Origin of the sequence: Streptomyces sp. NPDC051738, assembly GCF_044453205.1 — a bacterium.
In the GTDB taxonomy this organism is placed as follows: domain Bacteria; phylum Actinomycetota; class Actinomycetes; order Streptomycetales; family Streptomycetaceae; genus Streptomyces.
In genome coordinates this window covers 491,198-511,748 of sequence record NZ_JBITCM010000006.1, presented here as the reverse complement: position 1 = coordinate 511,748, position 20,551 = coordinate 491,198, and the positions used below count along the sequence as shown (strand labels likewise).

Here is a 20,551-nt window from a genome sequence, read left to right as displayed (position 1 = left end):
CTTGTGTCATCGATGACATCGAGTGGCCCGATGATGGGGGCAATCCGGCCAATGCGTCAACGGTTCGGCCGTGAAGCCCTGTTGAGCGGCATGCTCGCCCGTCAGGCGCGGTCGACCGCGGCGAGCTGCGCCAGCTGGCTCTGCCACGGCGGGTTGGGACCGACAACAGAGCAGGTCAGCGCCGCGACGCGAGTGCCGAAGCCGCAGGCTTCCTCGACGTCGTCCAAGCGGGCTTCCGTCAGCCGACCACCCAGAAGCCCGCGAGCGCCGAGGTGGTGCAGCAGTCCGGCGGTGAAGGAGTCACCTGCCCCGACCGTGTCGGCGACGCTCGTCGACACGGCGGGCACCTGGACCCGTTCGCCGTCGAGCGAGGCCAAGGCGCCGTCGGCACCGCGCGTGATCACGACGAGCCGCGCCCCAGCCGCGTGCCAGATGTCGCACGCCTGCTCGGGCGGCGTGCCCGGCAGCAGGAGTTCCAGGTCGTCCTCGCTCAGCCGGAGCACGTCGGCGAGGGTGCACCAGTGCGTCAGTCGGGCGCGGTAGACGTCGGGGTGTACGAGCAGCGGCCGGACGTTGGGGTCGATGCTGATGGTCGCGTGAGGGGCGGCCGCCGCCAGGAAGCCTTCCACCACCGCCGCTCCGGGTTCCTCGACCAGGGCCAGGGACCCAGTGTGTACGCATGCGGTGTCGGCCAGGTCCACCCCGGCCAGTTCCGCGCTCGTCCACTGCCAGTCGGCGGTGGCCTGCGCGTGGAAGGAGAACGTGGCCTGGCCCTGGGTGTCCAGCTCGGCCACGGCCAGCGTGCTGGGCTCGGTGGCCTCGACGGCGTCCGACAGGTCCACCCCGGATGCCTCCAGGTGGGCTCGGAAGAGGCGGCCGAACACGTCGCCGGACAGCCGCGCGAGGAAGCGGGCCGGCGTGCCCAGCCGGGCCAGGGCCACAGCCGTGTTGGCAGGTCCGCCGCCCGGCAGCACACGCAGAGCGAGTTCGTTCCGGGCACTCGCGGGTTCGGTGAACGCGTCGGCGACGCACTCTCCCAGGACGGTGATCCGAGGCTGGGTCATGGGCTGCTCTTCTCTTGGTACGTGCTGGCAGAACGGGCACGTCGCGGGCAGTCGATGAGCGGCTTCGGGCGGGCGACCGCCCCGCGCGTTGCCGATTTGTGACGGGTGCAAGGCATTGACGTTGCCTGGAGGCGGAGTCCATCATCCTCGCCAAGAAGTGTCAACGATGACATAAGTCAACGATGACACCTCGGGACGGCATGCCTCGATGCCGGCCGCTCGCCCGCAATCCCGCAGGAGTCGTTCATGTCACGCATCTCTCGTCTGCCCTCCTCCTTGCTCAGAGCCGCCGCTTGCACGGGCGTCGCGGCCCTCACCCTGACCGCCTGTGGATCCGGATCCGGATCGGGCACCACGAGCGCCGGATCGGGCAGCATCAAGGTCGGTCTGATCACCAAGACCGACACCAACCCGTTCTTCGTGAAGATGAAGGAGGGCGCGGAGAAGGCCGCCAAGGAGAACGGTGCCCAACTGTCCACCGCGGCGGGCAAGTTCGACGGGGACAACGCCGGTCAGGTCACCGCCATCGAGAACATGGTCGCCGCCGGGGTCAAGGGCATCCTGATCACCCCGAGCGACTCCAAGGCCATCGTGCCCGCGCTCGAGAAGGCCCGCGCCAAGGGCGTCCTGGTCATCGCCCTGGACACCCCGACCGACCCGGAGAGCGCGGTCGACGCCCTCTTCGCCACCGACAACCTCAAGGCCGGCGAGCTGATCGGCGAGTACGCCAAGGCCGCGATGAAGGGCAAGACGGCGAAGATAGCCGCCCTCGACCTGGCGCCGGGCGTCTCCGTCGGCGTCCAGCGGCACAACGGTTTCCTCAAGGGCTTCGGCGCCACCGACAAGGACGTCGCCTGCGCCCAGGACACCGGTGGCGACCAGGCCAAGGGCCAGACGGCGATGGAGAACTGTCTCCAGAAGGAGCCCGGCATCAACGTCGTCTACACCATCAACGAGCCGGCGGCCCTGGGCGCGTACACCGCGCTGAAGGCCAAGGGCCGGGAGAAGGACGTACTGATCGTCTCCGTGGACGGCGGCTGCACCGGCACCCAGGCCGTCAAGGACGGCAAGATCGCCGCCACGTCTCAGCAGTACCCGCTGAAGATGGCCGCCGAGGGCGTCAAGGCTGTCGTCGCGTACGCCAAGGACGGCAAGAAGGCGTCCGGTTACACCGACACCGGCGTCACGCTGATCAGCGACAAGGCGCAGGACGGCGTCACGTCGAAGGACACCGTGTACGGCCTGGAGAACTGCTGGGGCTGAGCCGGCCGCCTGATCCGTACGCCCCTCTCAGCGGGGCGGCCGTCCCTTTCTCCCTGACCGGGGGACGGCCGCCCGTTCGTCCTCTTGTCCTCCGTCCAGGAAGGACAACGACCACTGTCTTCCGACAAGGACCTCGCATGACAGCCACGACCACACCCCCGGGCACGTCCTCGCCGTACGCCGAGCTCAAAGCACCGACCACGGCCCGCCGACTGCTCACGGCACCGACCACCGGCCCCCTGGTCGCCCTCCTCCTGGCCTGTGCCTTCTTCTCCTTCTCGACCGACCAGTTCCTGACCGGCGGGAACTTCTCGCTGATCGTGCAGCAGGTCATGGTCGTGGGCACCCTCGCCATCGGACAGACCCTGATCATCCTGACCGCGGGCATCGACCTGTCGTGCGGTGCCGTGATGGCGTTCGGCAGCATCGTGATCGCCAAGATGGCCGCCGAGGGCTCTTTGCCCCCGCTCGCCGCCATCGCCCTCGGCCTGGTCGTCTGCGGCGGATTCGGGCTGCTCAACGGGCTGTTGGTGCAGAAGATCCCGCTGCCGCCGTTCATCGTCACCCTCGGCATGCTCAACGTGGCCTTCGCGCTGACCCACATCTACTCCGAGGAGCAGACGGTCACCAACCTGCCGGGCCCGCTGACGGCGCTCGGCGAGACCTTCCCCCTCGGCCACACCGACATCACCTACGGCTCCCTCGTCACCATCGCCCTGTTCCTCCTCCTCGCCTACGCGCTGAGCAACACCGGCTGGGGCCGGCACGTGTACGCCCTGGGCAACAGCCAGGAAGCGGCGCGGCTGAACGGCATCCGCACCTCCCGCCTGACCATCGGCATCTACACCGTGGCGGGGATCCTCTACGGCATCGCCGCCCTGCTGCTCATCTCCCGCACCGGAGTCGGCGACCCGCAGGCCGGGCAGACCGACAACCTCGACAGCATCACCGCCGTGGTCCTCGGTGGCACCAGCCTCTTCGGCGGACGCGGCTCGGTCCTGGGCACCTTCATCGGCGTCCTCATCGTGGGTGTCTTCCGCAACGGTCTGCAGCTGATGGGCGTCGCGTCCATCTACCAGACCCTGATCACCGGCGTCCTGGTGATCCTCGCGGTGACCGTCGACCAGCTCTCCCGGAAGAAGGCCCGATGACCGCCACCTCCTCCCCCACCCCTGTCCTTCAGGCCCGCGGTCTGGTCAAGCGCTACGGCCACGTCACCGCCATCGACGGTGCCGACTTCGACCTCCTGCCCGGCGAGGTCCTCGCCGTCATCGGCGACAACGGAGCGGGCAAGACCAGCCTGATCAAGGCGCTCACCGGTGCGGTGGTCCCCGACGCGGGCGAGATACGCCTCAACGGCAAGCCGATCCAGTTCTCCGGTCCGCAGAGTGCCCGTGCCCACGGCATCGAGACGGTCTATCAGGACCTCGCCGTGGCCGCCTCCATGGACATCGCCTCGAACATGTTCCTCGGGCGGGAACTCCGCCGCCCCGGCGTCCTCGGCAACGTCTTCCGCATGCTGGACAAGAAGCGCATGCGCCAGGAGGCCGCCGAGCACATGGCCGACCTGAAGATCGGTCTGCGCTCGCTGACGCAGGCGGTCGAGACGCTCTCCGGCGGACAGCGGCAGGCGGTCGCGGTCGCCCGTTCCGTGGCCTGGGCCCGCAGTGTCGTCGTCATGGACGAGCCCACAGCCGCGCTCGGCGTCAAGGAGTCCGGTCAGGTCCTGGACCTCATACGCCGGGTCCGGGACAAGGGCATGCCGGTCGTCCTGATCAGCCACAACATGCCGCACGTCTTCGAGATCGCCGACCGGATCCACGTCCACCGCCTCGGCCGGCGCGCCGCCGTGATCAAGCCCTCCGACTACTCCATGGCCGAGGTCGTCGCCATCATGACCGGCGCTCTCACCGTCGATGCGGCCGGAGATACTGTCGTAGCGGATTCCGAGGCGGCGAAGGCCGCCGGAGTCCAGGCCACCTGACAGCACGACCCAGCTCTCGCAGTTTCCGGCCGAGGCCGCGGCCGGAACCGAGAGCCCTCAGGAGACGGTTTCCTCCATGGCAGCGAACCGCCGCCCCACCCTGGCCGATGTCGCCCGAGAAGTGGGCGTCAGCGCCAAGACGGTCTCCCGCGTCCTCAACGAGGACGGGCCCGCCTCCGCCCAGACCAGGGAACAGGTGCTCGCCGCGGTGGCCAAGCTCGGCTTCCAGCCGAACCTCATGGCCCGCAACATCCGCGTCGGCGGGCCCGACACCACGGTCGGGCTGGTCATCCCGGACCTCGGGAACCCCTTCTTCGGGGCCGTGGCCCGGAGCATCGAGGACACGGTCCGCGACCGCGGACTGACCCTGCTCATGGGCTCGTCGGCGGACGACCCCGAACGCGAACGCGCCCTGACGGACAAGTTCCTCGCCCGCCGCGTCAGCATCCTGATCGTCGTACCGTCCGTCGGCGCCGACCACTCCCACCTCAAGTCCCACCGTACGGCGGGACTGCCCGTGATCTTCCTCGACCGACCCGGAGTCGGCCTCGCCACGGACAGCATCGTCAGCTCCAACCGTGCCGGAGCCCACGACGGTGTCGCCCACCTCATCGCCCACGGCCACCGGCGCATCGGCTTCGTCGGTGACCTGCCGGTGAAGCTGTACACGCGCCGCGAGCGCCTGGCGGGCTATCGCTCGGCGCTGCAGGAGGCCGACATCTCCTACGACCGCTCGCTGGTCACCAATGCCCACGACCAGCAAGGTGCCGAGGCCGCGACCGCCCAACTCCTCGGCCTGGCCGATCCCCCCACGGCCCTGTTCGCCGGCAACAACATCATGGCGCTGGGGATAGTCGCCGAACTCGCCCGCAGCAAACGCAAGGACGTCGCCGTCGTCGCCTTCGACGACCTGCCGCTCGCCGAAGCACTCGAGCCGGCTCTGACGGTCGTCGCCCAGGACCCGGAAGAACTCGGCAAGACTGCGGCGACCACCGCCCTGACCCGACTCGACGGCGACCGCACCCGCGCCCGCACCATCACTGTTCCCACCCGACTGATCGTCCGAGGCTCGGGTGAGCAGGCCGCGCCCAAGCGGTAGGCGCTGTCACCGGTCCCGTCCCTGCGACGAGGTCAGCTCCGCGCGCTACCAGTGGCAGCCGGGGCGTCGGAAGCGAGAGTGATCCGCTCCCTGACCAGTTGGATGAACTGTCGTGCGAAGGAGTTCCGGTAGAAATCCCGCACGGCGATCTTCGGTGCACCGAGCTCCTTGGCCTCGGCCAGTACGCGGACGACCAGGAGCGAGTTGCCGCCCAGCGCGAAGAAGTTGTCCTCAGGGCCTACCTGCGTACCCAGGTGCCGGCTCCAGATGTCCAGCATGTCACGCTCCAGCCGGTCGGCGGACCCGATCTCGACGGGATCCGGGGACTCCGCCACGGCCGGCCGAGCGGCAGTCGGTGCGGGGAGCTGTGCGACATCGACCTTCCCGTTGATCGTCAAAGGGATGGCATCGAGTTCTGTGACCGTTGCCGGGACCATGTAGTCGGGCAGAAGCTGCCTGGCATGCTCCGCAACCATGGCCACTGTCGTGCCCCTCTTGAGCACTACGTAGGCATCCAGCCGGTCGGCTGCTCGATCGCCACCCTCGTCGTGGTGGACGACGACGGTCGCCCCGGAGACCGACGGTGCTCCGAGCAGGACGTTGCGGATCTCGTCCGGCTCGATCCGGTACCCGCGGATCTTCACCTGGCTGTCGATCCTGCCCAGGTGTTCCAGGCACCCGTCGGGCCTCATGCGGCCCTTGTCGCCACTGCGGTAGATCCGCTCACCGGTCACCGGGTCGATGACGAAACGTCGCGCCGTGAGCTCCGGCTGCCCCTGGTAGTGACGGGCGACTCCAGCCCCGCCGACCCAGATCTCGCCCGCCGCTCCCACCGGCAGAACCTCTCCTCGCGGTCCACGTACGGACACCGACCAGCCGGGGAGCGCCGGGCCCACCGACCGGCTCCCCTGCAGAGCCGCCTGAGGCGTCACGGTCTGCGCCGTCACGTGCACGGTGGTCTCCGTGATCCCGAACATGTTGACCAGACGGCACTCCGCCTGCGGGTGGCGGGCGAACCAGGGCAGCAGCTCACGGGCGTCCAGCGGCTCACCGCCGAAGATCACCAGGCGCACCGCGAGCTCGGCGGGCGATTCCCGGTCCTGTGCGACGAGAGGCAGGAAGGCGGAGGGCGTCTGGTTGAGCACGGTGACGCGTCGTTCGGCGAGCAGTGCGTGGAACTCCCCCGTGTCCCGCGTGATCCAGAAGGGCACCACCACGAGTTGCCCGCCGGTCAGCAGACAGCCCCAGATCTCCCACACGGAGAAGTCGAAAGCGCTGGAGTGGAACATCGTCCAGACGTCGTCCGCACCCAGCCCGAAGTCCTCGGCCGTGCCCTCGACCAGGGCCAGCACGTTGCGGTGCGGGACGACGACGCCCTTGGGCCGCCCCGTCGATCCGGACGTGTAGATGATGTAGGCGGGGTCGTTCTCGTCGCAGGGTGTGGTCCGGCCGCGGGAGACGCTCCGCTCGCCGAGCCGGAGCAGCTCCTCGGGGGGCACGGACCGAACGCCCTCGACGACCGGGAACACGTCGGCTGCGGCGACAACGACGCGCACCCCGGCGCTGCCGACCGTGTAACGCAGGCGCTCGTGCGGATACTCGACGTCCAGGGGTACGTAGGCGCAGCCGGACTTGAGGATCGCGAGCAAGGTGACGACGAGGGTCGCGTCGCGCTCCAGGCACACGCCGACCATGCTCCCCGGCACCGCCCCCGAGGAGCGCAGCCCCTCGGCCATGAGTTCGGCCTGCTCATCGAGCTGGCGATAGGTCAGAGTGCGAGTGCCGTCCGTGACGCCGACCGCGTCCGGATGGCGGCGTACCAGGTCCTCGAAGCGCCCGTGGACAGTCGAACCGGCCGTGGGGGTCGCGGCGACCGCAGGAGTCGCTCCCCGCCGCACGATGTCCGCGGCGCGTTCGGCCGGCATCAGGGGGGTGGCCGACAGCGGCAGTTCTTCCCCGGACTCGCCCAGATCCGCCAACCACTGTGCGACATAGGCCACTTGCTCGGCGAAGGCGCGCGCGATCCGCGGATCGATCGCACCCTCGTCGTACCAGCAGGTGCCGCTCCAGGACCGGTCCGGGCGCTGCTCGGCCTGGAGCGTGAGGGGGAAGACGGGCGCGAGGCAGGGGTGGTACTGCCGCGCGTCGTCCCACTCGCCGAAGACCATGCCCACAGGAATCGCGAGGCCACCCCCGAGTTCTGTCGCCGGTTCACCGGCCGGCTCCGGTGTCTCGGGCCCACCGGCGAGGAAACCGGCGACGGACATGGTCTCGTCGTACTTGAGGACATACTTGGACAACGCTTCCGGTCCTGCCGCGTCGGGATCGAGCAGGGCGATCTGCGGTGTCTCCTCGGCGTCGTACCGGGCCAGGACGATGGCGGTCGCGGAAATCAACAGCTTCTGGTCCACCGGGTTTTCGCAGACCGTCGTAGAGAAACGGGCCGCGCCGACGAGACCGCGGCGCGCGAGGTTACCGAGGCCCCACTCCGGCCCCGCGAGTGGGGCGGCGCCCGCCCCGCTCGTTTCACGCGCGGTGCCATGCCGACCTGCCCGGGGCAGGGAACCGCCGGTGAGGAACCCGGCCAAGTCGCTCAGTGCCGCCCGGGACAGGGCGTCACGGGCGGCGACCAGCACCAGATCGGCGACGTCGTCCGTATGCCGCACGAGCGTGATGCGCAGCCGCGGACCGGAAATGGCGCGCAGCGGCCGGCGGGCTTCCTGTTCCGCGTACTGCTGTGCCGCCGGTGCCGTCGAGCGCTCCCGGGTGCGCCGTTCCCACAGCACGCCTTCGGCGAGTTCGCCGACCTGTTCCAACCGTCGCCGAAGCTCACTACTGCTGGGTGGCTGCGGGCACCTGACCGTCAAGCTGTGGCACATGGCGGCCTGCTCGTAGCACTGCAGCGGCACGGACCAGTGGGCTGTCGCCATCGGAGAACTCCTGTCGGTGCGCCAAGAAGGGTGCGGGGAACACGGCGGCCGACGCGGGTCAGCGCGCGGTGAAGCCCCCGTCGACCGTCAGTACGCTGCCGGTCACTTGAGGGGAATCGTCACCGGCGAGCCAGAGGGCGGCGCCGGCGATGTCGGAGGGAGCGATGAGCGAGTTCATCGGCTGCGCCTGGACGAAAACCCTCTCGTGGTCTTCCACGGCCACGTCCAGGGAGCGAGCGATCTCGGACAGCATCCGGCCGTCGACCACCGGGTCGTCCGCGACGGAGCCCGGGCAGAGGGCGTTGACCCGGACCTGGTACGGCCCGTAGTCGAGAGCCGCGGCCTTGGTCAGCCCTATCAGCCCGTGCTTGGCGGCGACATACCCCGCGAAGTGCCGGTAGCCGACCAGACCGGCGGTGGATGAGACGTTGATGACGCTGCCTCGCCGCTGAGCGATCATCGTCGGCGCCACGGCTTTGATCATGCGCCACGCGCCGGAGAGGTCGACGTCGATCATCAGACGCCACTCGTCCTCGGTGATCTCGTGGACAGCCTTTCCCGAAGGGGCGGCGATACCCGCGTTGTTGACGAGGACATCGATACGGCCGAAGCGGTCGAGCGCCTTTTCGACAGCCGACATGACACTGCCGCGTACGTCGACGGACTCCGCCAGCACCGCCGCGCCGCGCTCCTCGCAGAGCTTGGCGGTGTGCGTGAGCTGACCGCTCGTCGACAGGGGGTAGGGGACGCCACCGATGTCCTCGCCCACGTCGAGCAGAACGAGGTCGGCTCCCTCTTCCGCGAACCGCAGCGCACAGGCACGTCCCAGGCCACGGCCCGCGCCGGTGATCACCACGGTCCGGCCCTCCAGGGCCGCGCCTGCGGCACTTCTCCTGTCGCGCGTCATGTGCGGGCGCCTCGCGCCGCGCCGTCGATGACAGCGAGCAATTCCTGTTCCCTGTCGGTCAGATACATGTGTCCGCCCGCGAGTTCCTTCAGCTCGAACGGCCCGGTCGTCGCCATCTCCCAGGTCGCGCACTGCGCCCGGCTCACAAGGGCGTCGTCCGTCCCCCGCAGGGCGGTGACAGGCAGCGTCAACGGCTCGTCCGAAACGGGTCGGTAGTCCTCGTGCAGGGCCACGTCCGCCCGTAGCAACGGAAGCAGCAGCTCCCGCAGCTCGGGGTCGTCGAGTGCCGCATGCCGGTACCCGGCGAGCTCCGCGACCCGCTCCACGAAGGTGTCGTCGTCGAGTTCCGCGGTCCGCCCGGTGCGACCGCTCCGGGGACCGGGGGACCCGCTCACGAAGAGATGCTCCAGCCCGGTGAAACCCTGCGCCTGGAGTTCACGAGCCGTCTCGTAGGCGAGAACGGCGCCGAGACTGTGCCCGAAGAGCACCACTCGTTCCGCCCCGCCGACCAGGCGGAGCGCGGTGCCGGCGAGGTCCTTGGCTGCCTCCGCGGCGTCCTTGTACGGGTCCTCCAGAAAACGCTCCTCCCGGCCCGGCATCTGCAAAGGGACGATCCGAAGACCCTGCTCACCGCCGTTCGGCCAGGCCCTGTAGAAGCCGGCGCCGCTCCCGGCGAAGGGTACGCACAACAATGACAGGGTCATTTATCATCCTCATACTTGGAATGCCATTCGCCCAACAGCGCCTTCATCATCATGGACACCGGTTGAACACGTCCAGACAAATGAGGAATCCTGGTTTGTGTTGCCGGTGAAAACCTTGTCCCGCCGGCGGGACAAGCGCACCTGCACCGGGTGCCAGGTTCGTTCTTCAGGATATTTTGCGGCGAATCCATTCGAGGACGCCGAAGGCATTTACCTGGGCCTGACCAACGGCGAGTGACAACATTCGCCGTGGCTCGCCTTCAGGACGGTACCGGCGGCCACCGCACGTCGGGAAGGCACCCAGGGGGTCTCCCGACGTGCGACGGCACCCTCGCCTCAGGACCCGCCGGCAGCACGCCGCAGTATCTCCATCGCCCAGGTCTCGACCGGCGCGCCTTCCTTCCTGGCAGCGGTCCGGATCTGTGCCAGGATTTCGGCCGGGAGTTCAATGTGCAGCAGGCCCGCTTCGGGCGAGGGATCGGCATCGCGCCGGTCCGGACCCGAGCCGGATCCGGTCGCGGCGGGTTCGACCCGCTCCGAAGCCGAACTGGCCCCGGCGGGACCGACCTTGTCCAGCTCAGCGCGGCTCTCGGACTCGGTCACCTCGCCCCGCCGCGCGCGGAGGCTGCTACGAACCTCCCCGCGAAGCTTGTTCCTGCTCCAGCCCATCGCTTCCGCTTTCTTCAGCCAGTAGTCCTGTTCCGGCTGATCGAGCGCCACCACTTCAAGGTGATGACTGAAGCTCAGATTCTGCCGCCTGCGGGTCAGCGGGAACTTGCGCGCGACCCACGTGTAGTTACGAAGCGTCTGGTAGCTGAGCGACGTCCGCTTGACGGCTTCGTGGTAACGGTCCTGGAACTCGGATTCGCCATAAACCAGCCAGTCGGCGACCCACCAGGTAGAAGAGTCCGCGAAGGAGAGCAGTCCGGTCCCGACTTGCTCCCACGTATTGAGGCTCTGCCTGGATGTGAACGACAGGCCGGACTTGTGGAACTGCACGCCCATACCCAGCAGCTGTCCCGCAGTGCCTGCCGTTGCAACGTTCCGCGCCGTTGTCTCGTTTGTCCTCTTTGTTAGGATAGCAGTGCGCAACGATCCCCCGTTGGTTGATGCTTTCGCATATATTGGCCAACCGTAACAGTTGGACGTCATCCGGGGCGTAATTGTGCGCTCAGGATCGACGCGAGCGCGAGAGTTCACGCGGGCCGAGGAGTCGTTCATCGATAAGAGGTTTTCTTTAAGCAAAATCTCCCTGGCACCGGCTTCCTCATTTGCATCACCCATTTCAGCGCCCCCCGTGCCCCCTATCGGACAATTCGTCACATTCCCGACAGATCGGTGCGAGAGTGCGTCTGCGTCCTGGCGGTGTCTCGCCGGCGAGACACGTGAGCGGAGCGAACTACCCGCGCCAGGGCTGGATATGACCCAGGATAGGCGTCATGTTTGGGTCCACGTTCTTCTCGCGGCGACGGGCTTTTGATGCGGAGCGAGTGAGGCCGTCTGACACACGCTCGAACGATTGCGTTGATCGAGCCTGAAAATAAGGTGTTACCGAAGGAACGGCCGATCGACAGGGGAGGGCTTCCGTGCCCCGAATACGTCACACACATGGGCTGGATATGCCGGATCTTGAGGGTGACAGTCTCGCGGGCAAGCGTCATTCGCGTATGGTTCCCGCCTCATCATCGCAGCGCAGGATGTACTTCTCCTCGGTGATGCGACCGAACAACTCGTCTGACGTCTGGAGGCCGGTTCTTACCGTCGACGGAGATCTCTCGATAGACAGGCTGGAGCGCGCGCTTCAGGTGCTGCGCAGCAGGCACGAGGCATTTCGAACCACATTCCTGGAGCGCGGCGGCGAAGTCTTCCAATTGGTGCACGACGAGGACGGCGACGCCACACAGCAGGTCCTGATCGACCTCGTGGAGGCCAAGGGCGACTCGCAGGACGAGCGCCGAGCGTGGGCAGACGCCGAGGCCAGGAGGTTCGTCGACCTCCCGTTCGACATTTCGTCGGGCCCGCTCTGGCGAACGTCGGTGATACGGATATCGCCGAGCCTCCACCTGGTGGTCTTCGCGTTCCACCACATCATCACGGACGAAATTTCCGGGAAGGTGTTCGCCGAAGAACTCGGTCTCGCCTACGCAGACCCGCACGCGCCCGCCCTCGCGGTACCGGCCGCACAGTACGCCGACTTCTGCCTGACGGAGAACGCCTCCAAGGTGGATGAGGCCGCTCTGGATTACTGGCGTGGCCAGCTGGCAGGTATTCAGCCGGCGTCGATGCCCGAGGACGGAGAGGATATCCCGGGCAGAATGATCGGATCGAGGTTGCCGATCGCCGTCCCGCAGAATGTGGTGGCAGAATTCGAAGAGTTCTGCCGGGCTCGCTCGGTGACCCCGTTCGCCGGCCTGCTGTCCGTATACTTCGTTCTGCTGCAGCGTTGGGCGGGAACGAGCGACATATCGGTCGGAACGCAGACGCACGGCCGACCGAGCCCAGAACTTTTCGGAACGATCGGATTCTTCTCCAATACGGTGGCACTGCGCTGCCAGGTGGATTCGGCACTGACCTTCGATCAGCTTCTCGGTCTCGTGACCGAAACGGTTCACGACGCACTGGACTACCAGGACGTTCCGTTCGAGGTGGTGGTGGGCGCACTGGCTCCCGAGCGTGACGCCGACCGCAACCCCCTGTTCCAGGCTGCCATCACCTATGGCATGCTCGACCTGAGCGACGTATGGGCACTCGAAGGTCTCCAGGTGACGCTCCTGCCGGAGCCTGCGGAATTGTCGGGGCTTCAGTTCGACCTGTCGCTGGACATACAGCGGCTGGCAGGCGAAGTCTCACTCAACGTCGAATTCAACCGCCAGCGGTTCTCCGAGGCGGCCATGCAGCGGTTCGCCAAGGCCTACGGCGACCTGCTGAGCTCACTCAGCCGGCAACCCGATGTCGCGCTCGGCAGCATCCCGCTGCTCGACCAGGCCGCACTGACGGAAACGCTGGCGCTCGGCGCGAGCGGTGGACCGGAGGGCGGCCGTACTCCCTCGGAACCCACGTCCGCGTGGGACCTTTTCGAACTGACCGCGGCCACCGTGCCCGAACGGGAGGCAGTCGTCGCGGACGGTGCGCGGCTCACCTTCGCCGAACTGGCCGGCCGGGCGCGGACGATGGCCGCGGGCCTCGATGCGCGCGGCGTGCGGACCGGCACCGTGGTGGGGATCTGCCTGGACAGGCGCAGCGATCTGTTCGTCGCGATGCTCGCCACCTGGTGCGCGGGCGGCGCCTTCCTGCTGCTGGATCCGCAACAGCCCGAGTTCCGCCGCCGCCTGCTCCTCAAGGAGGCGGGCGTCGCTCTCGTCATCGCGGACGAGGTGTTCGCCGAGGTGGAGGCCGTCTCGGCGGCCGCCCTCCTGGCGGACGCGGAGAAGACCTCCGGAGATGATCCGGCCGACGGCGGCTTCGCGCGTCGCCCGGCCGCCGCTCCGGCCTACGTGGTCTTCACACCGGGTTCCACAGGACAGCCGAGGGGTGTGGTCATCGATCAGGCGAGCCTTCTCGCGCTCGCCACCACCCAACTGGCTCCGGTGTACGCGCGGTTGCCCGAAGGCCGTCAGGTGAATGTCGGTGCGCTGAGTTCCCTGACCTCCGGCGTGTTCGTCAACCACTGTCTCGGCATGATCGCCTTCGGGCACCGGCTGCTGCTGATCGACGAAGAGGAGCGAACGGACCCGTATCGGCTCCTCGCCCGTGGATCGGATCCCGAAACGGCGATCGATGTACTCGACTGTGCAAGCGGCCGGCTGGAAATGCTGGTCGACGACGGCCTCCTGACGCTCCCGCACCCGCCGAAGATCGTGGTGACCGGTGGCGAGAGACCGTCCGACCGGCTGTGGCAGCGCCTGCACGACCAACCCGGGCTGCTCGCGTTCCACGCTTACGGCCTCAACGAGTGCACCGTCGAGTCGGCCAGGGCGGAGATTCGCGAACACCCGAAGCCGGTGGCCGGGCGCGCGGCCGGCACGTCACGGATCTACGTCGTCGACGACCAGTTGCAGTTGCTGCCGCCCATGTTCGTCGGTGAGATCTGCATCGGTGGACTCGGCGTGGCCCAGGGGTATGCGGGACAGCCGGCGCACACCAGCGAGCGATTCGTGGCCGACCCCTTCAGTCATGTCCCCGGACGGCGCATGTACCGCACCGGCGACAAGGGCCGGCTGCGTCCCGACGGGCAGTTGGAACTGTGGGGGCGCCTCGATGACCAGGTCAAGATCCGCGGCCTGCGCATGGAGCCGGCTGAAGTGGAGGGCGTGCTGCTCGGGCATCCCGCCATCGCCCACGCCGCCGTCGTGGCGACCCAGGCCGGCACCCGCATGGCCGAACTGGTCGCGTACGTCGTGCCCGGCGACGAAGGCCAGGACGCGCTGACGCCCGCCACCGTCCGGGAGTTCCTGCGCGGCAGGCTCCCCTCCGCACTGTTGCCCGACCGGGTGCAGGTTCTCGCCGCTCTTCCGACCACGCCCGACGGGAAGTTGGACCGCAAGACACTGTCGGGCAGCGCGCCGTCGAGCACCGTGTCGGACACCGTCCGAAGCGTCTCGGCGTCCGCCGACCCCCGTGAACGGCAGCTGTGCCAGATCGTGGCCGAGGTGATCGGCGTTCCGCAGACGGGCGTTGACGACAACTTCTTCGATCTCGGCGGAGATTCGCTGCTCGCCATGATCGTCATCGGTCGGGTGCGCGCCGTCATGGGCTGTGAGCTGCGGCTGCGGGCGTTCTTCGAAATGCGGTCGCTCGGGGAGCTCGCCGCTCAGCTCAGTGCCGAGGTCAGCGCGCCCCGGCCCGTGCTGGGCAGGAGAGCGGGCTCATGACGGTGGCGACGCGTTCGTACTCAGAGGGCGTTTGATCTGGGCAGTTTGTCGTTGTGTGAACGGCCTGGACGGGCAGGCGAGATCCACAGCAGCTGCTCGGCCGGATCGGTCACCACCTGCACATTCACTCCGTGCCGGCGGTGCTTGTGGGAGTAGTCGGCCCGGCTGTCGCCGACCCGGTCGCACTCTGCGAGCGTGCCGTCGAGCAGGACGTAGTCGGGGTCGGCTTCACGGAGCACGCGCAGTAGGCCGGGCGCGCGGTCGGTGAGCAGGCCGATCACCGCAGCGGTGTAGGCGTGGGCGGTGTCGGCAGAGATGCCGAAGCCGGCGGCGAGCTGGGCGAGAGTGTCGTGTCGGCGCAGGTACACCAGACCGACCAGGGCACGCTGGTGCGGCGGGAGCTTGCAGCGGCGGCACCCTCGCGGGTGACGATGAGCAAGGTGACCCACTCGACCAGGGCATGGGGCAGGTCGAGTGCGGCAGGACAGGAAACCAACAGGGCTCCTGTGCCGGTGAGTTGAGACGTCGAACACCTCCGATCCCGTCGCACCGTTACCGATCATCAGGGCCCGGCGGCCTGCGGCCGCCGGGCCCTCGCACAACACTCCCCGCCCCCCACTTCCTCCGCATAACGGACGAAATGCCACCCGCCTGGTGAGGAACCCACTAAGGCACAAACGACAAACTGCCCAGATCAAACGCCCTCTCAGAACGCCGAGTCTTCCCGCCGGTACAGGACGCCCTCGCTCCACACCAGGTCGAGCTGGCCCCACTCGATCGCCGACGCGACGTCGGGGAAGAAGCTGCGGCCGTTGTAGTTCGCGCTCGTGTTGCACAGGACCGGGATGCCGCTGCACTTGTAGTACTCGCGCAGGATGGCGTGCAGGTTCGGGTCGTCGGACGCGTTGACGGTCTGCAGCCGTGCGGTGCCGTCCAGGTGCATGACGGCGGGGACGCGGTCGATCCACTCGGGACGGACCCAGTGTTCGAACAGCATGTACGGGTCCGGCGTGCCCGGGTCGAAGACGGTCGGGGCATGCTCTTCCAGGCAGATGGGCGCGACCGGCCGGTAATGCTCCCGGCTCTTCACGTCGTTCAGGAGCCTCTTCATCGACGCCTCGACCGCCGATGCGATGATGCTGCGTCCGCCGAGCGCGCGGGGTCCGAGTTCAGCACGGCCGTCGAGCACGACCGCGGGCTGGCCCGTGGTGTGCAGGATCTGGGCCAGTTCCTCCGGCGTGCAGGGCGACGTGCTCCAGCCGCGCGGCACGTCCGGCGTCGGTTCGAGATCCGGGCCCAGCCGGGGTCCCCACTGGATCGGCCGGAGCCCGGAGCCGCCGGCCGCGGCCAGGCAGGCCGTGCCGATGGCGACGCCGGAGTCGTCCGGGAACGGCGGCACCCACATGGCCTTGATCGTCGGGTGAGAGCGCAGGGCGCTGTTCCACTTGATGTTCAGCGCGCAGCCGCCGGCGAAGCACAGGTTCCAGGCGCCGCCGCCCTTCCACGCCTGGATCTTCTTGGTCACCCGGTCGATCAGCAGTTCTTCGATGAACGTGTGGACGCTGGCCAGCACGTCCTCGTCGGAGATCCCGAGCGCGGCGGTGCGGGCCTGCACGGCGGAGAGGAACTGATGCACGTAGGCGTGCGACGGCTCACCGGTGCTGCCGCACCCGATGATGGCCCGCCGGTACTCCCGCACCCGCGGCGAGTCGGCGTCGAAGAACTCGAAGAACTCCTCGCGGAAGATCTGCTTGATCTGCTCCCGCGAGGTGCCCAGGGCGATGTACGCCATCATCTTCCCGGCCACGGAGAGGTCGTCGACGTTCTTCGACTTGTTCTGCCGCTTGAACGGGCCCCAGTACTGCGAGGTCATCGAGTAGGTGTGGCCGATGAGCGGGAACGCCTCACCGCCGGCCTCGATCCGGCCGTCGGCGTCCACGCAGTACAGCCGCGGGAAGCAGCCGCCGTCCCAGACCAGCACCATCGACGGCTCGCCGCGGCGCGCGAACGGGCTGGTGCAGTAGGCCGAGGCCAGGTGGCCGGCGACGTGGACGTAGCTGTCGTAGTCCAGCGCCTGGCCGCCGATCACGATCCGGCCGCGGTGGCCCGGCAGCGCCGGGTCGGGCACCAGGTCGGTCTCCCGGTAGGGGGCGACCAGGACCTCGGTCTGGATCCCGCCGGCGAGCACCTTGACGCGGCCGGCGGCGGCGCCGTCCCAGCCGTCCAACGCCCACGTGCCGACGTCGCCGACCTTGAGGTCGAACTTGTCCATGACGCCGACCAGGTCGTCGAGTTCGTCGACGTTGCTGTATCGGGCGCCGTTGCCGATCTTCTGCATCTCGACGTTGAACACCAGACGGTCCTCGTCGAGGATCGCTATGCCGCCGCTTTGCGTGAGTTTCAAGCCTGCCGTGATCATGGTCTTGCGGCTCCCGTTTGTCCGAGGGCTGTCGTGGTCGTGTCCTGGGTGGTGCTCAGAGGTCGTCATGGTCGGGCCGGTCCAGCTGGGCCAGTGGGCGCTCGCCGTGCGCGACCAGGCCGGCGAGCAGGTTCTGGTAGCGGCGCGCGACGTCGGCGGCGAGGTCGGGGGCGACGACGTCCGTCGCGATCTCGAAGTCGCACCGGAAGCCGTCCGCGCCCTCGATGATGTTCAGCGCCAGGGGGTGGCCGGTGTGAATGATCGGCAGCGGGTCGGCCTCCGACACCGTGAGCCCGTCCATCGGGGGCGCCGACACGCGGCGGTAGAACGAGATGGACGTCGCGAGCAGGTCGGCGCGCAAGCCGCTTCCGGGCGTGAGCTCCATGATCAGGTCGGCGAACGGGTGGTCCTGGGTCTCGAGCCCGGTCACGAGGTGTTCCATGACGTCGGCCACGTAGTCCGCGGCCAGGACGTCCGCCGTCCGTCGCAGACGCAGCGGCAGCAGATTCGAGCAGTACCCGACCACCTGGTCCAGCTCCGGCGGGCGGCGGGCGGCCAGGACCGGGACGACGATGTCGTCCTGCCCCGTCACCTGGTGCAGCACGGCGCCCCAGGCCGCGACCAGGTAGGCGAACACCGTCGCGCCCTGCTCTCGGCCGGTGTCTCGCATCAGGTCGCAGAACTCGGAGTCGAGCCGGACGCTGTGCCGCACCGCCCTGTAGGGGAAGGGCCCGGACGTTCCGGACTCGGGCAGCTTTGGAGCCGCCGCGCCCTGGAGCAGAGTGCGCCAGTAGTCCCGGTGCTCGGCGGCGTCGGGGCCGCCGACGACCCGCTCGTGCCACGCGGCGTAGTCCCGGAACTGCGCCGCGGGCGGCAGCAGGGGCCTGACATCCTGACAGCCGGCGTTGTACAGCGCGACGAGGTCGTCGACCAGGACGCTGAACGACCAGCCGTCCACCGCGGCGTGCGCCCCGGAGATCAGCAGCAGATGCCGCTCCGGAGCGGTCTGCACGATCGCGGCGCGGAACACCGGCCCGGCCGCGAGGTCGAGCCGCTGCTCGGCCCAGGACTGCCGGAAGCGGTCGAGGTCGTCGTCATCCGGGCAGACGTGTTCGGTCAGAACCTCGTCCAGCACCGTCTCCGCAGCAGGATGCACGACGAGCGTCACGCCGTCGGCAGCGAGCGTGGTCCGCAGGGTCTCGTGCCGCTCGACCAGGCCCTGCACGGCGCCGCGCAGCGCGTCCCGGTCCAGCCGACCGTCCAGCCAGAAGCCGACGGACATCTGATACGCCGGCACGCCGCCCTCGTCCAGTGCCGCCTGCTGCCGCTGCGCGAGGGTGCTGCGCGGCGCGGGCGGCGACACCACGGCCCCGGCCGGGGCCGCCCGGTCGGGGCCGAGCACACCGTGCTCCCGCAGCTCGGTGATCGAGTCGCGGACCGCTGCCCGGATGTGGTCGAGGTCGGCCTGCTCGTGCGCCGTGGACAGGAAGAAGTTGCGCAGCTCCCAGACGAACACGCCGCGCTCGAGCAGGTTGAAGTACAGGGGGTCCATGTTCTGTTCGTGCTCGAACCGGAAGAACGAGGAGAACCGGCGGACCTCGATCGGCACGTCGAGCTCGCGGAAGTCGGCGTTCAGCCGGTCGACGAACACCTCGGTCTTGCGATCGAGGTCCCGCTGCAGGGCCGGGCCCTCGCCGCGAAGGTGGTCCAGAACCGCCCGGGCCGCCACCATGGTCATCGGATGCTGACTGAACGTGCCGGCGAAGAAGGTGGACGCCGCGGTCGGGCGGGAGTCGTCGCCGAAGTCCCACACGCCGCCGTCGATCGTGTCCATGATCCCGCCCCGGCCGGCGATCACGCCGATCGGCATGCCGCCGCCGATGATCTTGCCGTACGTGGCCAGGTCGGCCTCGATGCCGTAGAGCCCCTGGACACCGGCCGGGTGGCAGCGGAAACCGGTCACCATCTCGTCGAAGATCAGCTTCGTGCCGTGCCGCCGGGTGATCTCCCGAACCCGGCGCAGGAACTCAGGGTTCTGCACTCCGGGGGTGCGGAGGGTCACCGGCTCGGTCATCACCGCTGCGAGCCGCGGACCGTGCCTGTCGATGAACTCCAGGGCCTCGTCGGTGCCGAATTCGAGCACGTGCACGTTCTCCACCGCGCGCGCCGGGATGCCCGAGGTGATCGGCCGGGTGGTCCGCACGCCGTTCTCGGAGGAGGCCGCGGCGAGCACGCTGTCCGCGTGACCGTGGTAGGCGGTGGAGAAGACCACGACGTCGTCGCGGCCGGTCGCGGTCCGGGCGATGCGCAGGGCGGTCATGACCGCTTCGGTGCCGGTGTTCAGGAAGGCGACCCGCTCCATGCCGGTGAGTTCGATCAGGCCGGCGGCGACCTCCTCGACCACCTCGGTGCGCGAGGCGATGACGAAGCCGAGGTCCAGGCGCTCGCGCATGGCCGCCATGACGGCGGGCGGGTTGTGCCCGAGGAGGTGGACGCCCCAACCCAGGGTGAGGTCGACGTACTCGTTGCCGTCGATGTCCCACAGCCGCGCGCCTTGCCCGCGTTCGGCGACGATCGGGTACAGCATCTCCTTGGTCGTCGGCCGGAAGCCGATGGACGAGCGGCTGTCGGCGATCAGCGGGCGGAACCGCTGGGCGAACTCCTTCGAGCCCTTCGTCCTGCTGCCGAACCGCTCGGCCAGGACCTTGAGATACCGGACACGCTCTTCCGACTCCACGAGGCCGGCTCCGCCGCGCGCACCGGGTGCGAGCGGGGCGGCCGGCCGGGATGAGGCCGGTCGCCCCGCCGGACGGGCTGCGGGCGCCGGTTCGACGACGACCGGTCCGGCGCCCGAGGCGGCACCGCCCGCCAGGAGTTCGAGCTGGCTTCGCATGACGGCGAGCTGTTCGGTGATCAGCCGCTCGACTGCCGTCGTGGCTCCGGGCGCCGACACGGTGTCAGCCGAAACCGGCGCCACCGGCGCGGGTGCGAGGGTCTGCGGCACGTCGACGGCCGCGGCGATCACAGCACCGGTGGCCGGGGTCGCCGCAGCCTCCGGCGGCGTCCTGGCCGACGCGTTCGCCGCCAGGTGCGCCGCCAGCGCGGCAGGCGTCTGGATGTCGCCGAACAGCTGCCGGAGCGAGACCTTGCAGCCGAAGCGTTCCTCGACCAGCCGCAGCATGCCGAGCAGCACCATCGAGTCCGCACCGAGGTCGGCGAACGAGACGTCCGGATCCAGCGCGTCCGGCCGGATGTCGAAATAGCCGCCGACCATCGCGACGACCTCTGGGAGCAGTGGCTCCACGGTGTT

The 20,551-nt window shown here is 68.8% G+C and carries 12 protein-coding genes and 1 pseudogene; 5 read left to right on the top strand and 8 right to left on the bottom strand.

What is annotated here, in order from left to right; translation table 11 throughout:
- Window positions 1-101: 101 nt before the first annotated feature.
- Complete coding sequence (locus tag ACIA8X_RS17625; protein WP_399458636.1) at window positions 102-1,064, bottom strand: carbohydrate kinase; 963 nt, start codon at window positions 1,062-1,064, stop codon at window positions 102-104.
- Between the two features lie 246 nt (window positions 1,065-1,310).
- Here ACIA8X_RS17625 and ACIA8X_RS17620 point away from each other — a divergent pair, with 246 nt between their 5' ends.
- From ACIA8X_RS17620 to ACIA8X_RS17605, 4 genes are all read left to right on the top strand, one after another.
- Window positions 1,311-2,327 carry a sugar ABC transporter substrate-binding protein gene (locus ACIA8X_RS17620; protein WP_399458635.1) on the top strand — a complete coding sequence of 339 codons (1,017 nt, stop codon included), beginning with the start codon at window positions 1,311-1,313 and terminating at the stop codon, window positions 2,325-2,327.
- A 137-nt stretch (window positions 2,328-2,464) separates the two neighbouring features.
- Window positions 2,465-3,478, top strand: a complete 1,014-nt coding sequence (locus ACIA8X_RS17615) for an ABC transporter permease (protein ID WP_393459691.1) — start codon at window positions 2,465-2,467, stop codon at window positions 3,476-3,478.
- Window positions 3,475-4,311 (top strand): ATP-binding cassette domain-containing protein, encoded by an 837-nt coding sequence (locus ACIA8X_RS17610; RefSeq protein WP_048582827.1) that lies wholly within the window; start codon window positions 3,475-3,477, stop codon window positions 4,309-4,311. The genes ACIA8X_RS17615 and ACIA8X_RS17610 overlap by 4 nt, the downstream gene beginning before the upstream one ends.
- A gap of 76 nt (window positions 4,312-4,387) precedes the next feature.
- Window positions 4,388-5,410 (top strand): LacI family DNA-binding transcriptional regulator, encoded by a 1,023-nt coding sequence (locus ACIA8X_RS17605; RefSeq protein WP_399458634.1) that lies wholly within the window; start codon window positions 4,388-4,390, stop codon window positions 5,408-5,410.
- A gap of 32 nt (window positions 5,411-5,442) precedes the next feature.
- On the opposite strand, the gene ACIA8X_RS17600 is transcribed toward ACIA8X_RS17605, so the two are convergent.
- The 4 genes from ACIA8X_RS17600 to ACIA8X_RS17585 all read right to left on the bottom strand — a co-directional run bounded on the left by ACIA8X_RS17600 (window position 5,443) and on the right by ACIA8X_RS17585 (window position 10,956).
- Window positions 5,443-8,340 (bottom strand): non-ribosomal peptide synthetase, encoded by a 2,898-nt coding sequence (locus tag ACIA8X_RS17600; RefSeq protein ID WP_399458633.1) that lies wholly within the window; start codon window positions 8,338-8,340, stop codon window positions 5,443-5,445.
- A gap of 58 nt (window positions 8,341-8,398) precedes the next feature.
- Complete coding sequence (locus ACIA8X_RS17595) at window positions 8,399-9,247, bottom strand: mycofactocin-coupled SDR family oxidoreductase (RefSeq protein ID WP_393459701.1); 849 nt, start codon at window positions 9,245-9,247, stop codon at window positions 8,399-8,401.
- A complete protein-coding gene (locus tag ACIA8X_RS17590) occupies window positions 9,244-9,951 on the bottom strand; it encodes a thioesterase II family protein (RefSeq protein ID WP_393459704.1) in 708 nt (235 codons plus the stop codon). Before ACIA8X_RS17590 ends, ACIA8X_RS17595 begins: the two co-directional genes overlap by 4 nt.
- 336 nt (window positions 9,952-10,287) lie before the next feature.
- Window positions 10,288-10,956, bottom strand: coding sequence for an LmbU family transcriptional regulator (locus ACIA8X_RS17585; protein WP_399458632.1), 669 nt, complete (start codon window positions 10,954-10,956; stop codon window positions 10,288-10,290).
- 614 nt (window positions 10,957-11,570) lie between these two features.
- Here ACIA8X_RS17585 and ACIA8X_RS17580 point away from each other — a divergent pair.
- Window positions 11,571-14,822: a condensation domain-containing protein gene (locus ACIA8X_RS17580; protein ID WP_399458631.1), complete on the top strand. Its 3,252-nt coding sequence runs from the start codon at window positions 11,571-11,573 to the stop codon at window positions 14,820-14,822.
- Between the two features lie 23 nt (window positions 14,823-14,845).
- Here the strand turns inward: ACIA8X_RS17580 and ACIA8X_RS17575 are convergent.
- The 3 genes and pseudogenes from ACIA8X_RS17575 to ACIA8X_RS17565 form a co-directional block, all read right to left on the bottom strand.
- Window positions 14,846-15,318, bottom strand: a pseudogene (locus ACIA8X_RS17575) (transposase family protein); the annotation flags it as partial.
- A gap of 210 nt (window positions 15,319-15,528) precedes the next feature.
- Window positions 15,529-17,226 (bottom strand): carbamoyltransferase N-terminal domain-containing protein, encoded by a 1,698-nt coding sequence (locus ACIA8X_RS17570; protein WP_393448055.1) that lies wholly within the window; start codon window positions 17,224-17,226, stop codon window positions 15,529-15,531.
- A 70-nt stretch (window positions 17,227-17,296) separates the two neighbouring features.
- A complete protein-coding gene (locus tag ACIA8X_RS17565; RefSeq protein ID WP_393448053.1) occupies window positions 17,297-20,545 on the bottom strand; it encodes an aminotransferase class III-fold pyridoxal phosphate-dependent enzyme in 3,249 nt (1,082 codons plus the stop codon).
- Between the last annotated feature and the right edge of the window lie 6 nt (window positions 20,546-20,551).

What these genes read in the sequence shown, in the direction of transcription:
- ACIA8X_RS17625 (WP_399458636.1), bottom strand. Translation starts at nt 1,064, where the DNA reads ATGACCCAGCCTCGGATCACCGTCCTGGGAGAGTGCGTCGCCGACGCG.
- ACIA8X_RS17620 (WP_399458635.1), top strand. Translation starts at nt 1,311, where the DNA reads ATGTCACGCATCTCTCGTCTGCCCTCCTCCTTGCTCAGAGCCGCCGCT.
- ACIA8X_RS17615 (WP_393459691.1), top strand. Translation starts at nt 2,465, where the DNA reads ATGACAGCCACGACCACACCCCCGGGCACGTCCTCGCCGTACGCCGAG.
- ACIA8X_RS17610 (WP_048582827.1), top strand. Translation starts at nt 3,475, where the DNA reads ATGACCGCCACCTCCTCCCCCACCCCTGTCCTTCAGGCCCGCGGTCTG.
- ACIA8X_RS17605 (WP_399458634.1), top strand. Translation starts at nt 4,388, where the DNA reads ATGGCAGCGAACCGCCGCCCCACCCTGGCCGATGTCGCCCGAGAAGTG.
- ACIA8X_RS17600 (WP_399458633.1), bottom strand. Translation starts at nt 8,340, where the DNA reads ATGGCGACAGCCCACTGGTCCGTGCCGCTGCAGTGCTACGAGCAGGCC.
- ACIA8X_RS17595 (WP_393459701.1), bottom strand. Translation starts at nt 9,247, where the DNA reads ATGACGCGCGACAGGAGAAGTGCCGCAGGCGCGGCCCTGGAGGGCCGG.
- ACIA8X_RS17590 (WP_393459704.1), bottom strand. Translation starts at nt 9,951, where the DNA reads ATGACCCTGTCATTGTTGTGCGTACCCTTCGCCGGGAGCGGCGCCGGC.
- ACIA8X_RS17585 (WP_399458632.1), bottom strand. Translation starts at nt 10,956, where the DNA reads ATGGGCGTGCAGTTCCACAAGTCCGGCCTGTCGTTCACATCCAGGCAG.
- ACIA8X_RS17580 (WP_399458631.1), top strand. Translation starts at nt 11,571, where the DNA reads ATGCCGGATCTTGAGGGTGACAGTCTCGCGGGCAAGCGTCATTCGCGT.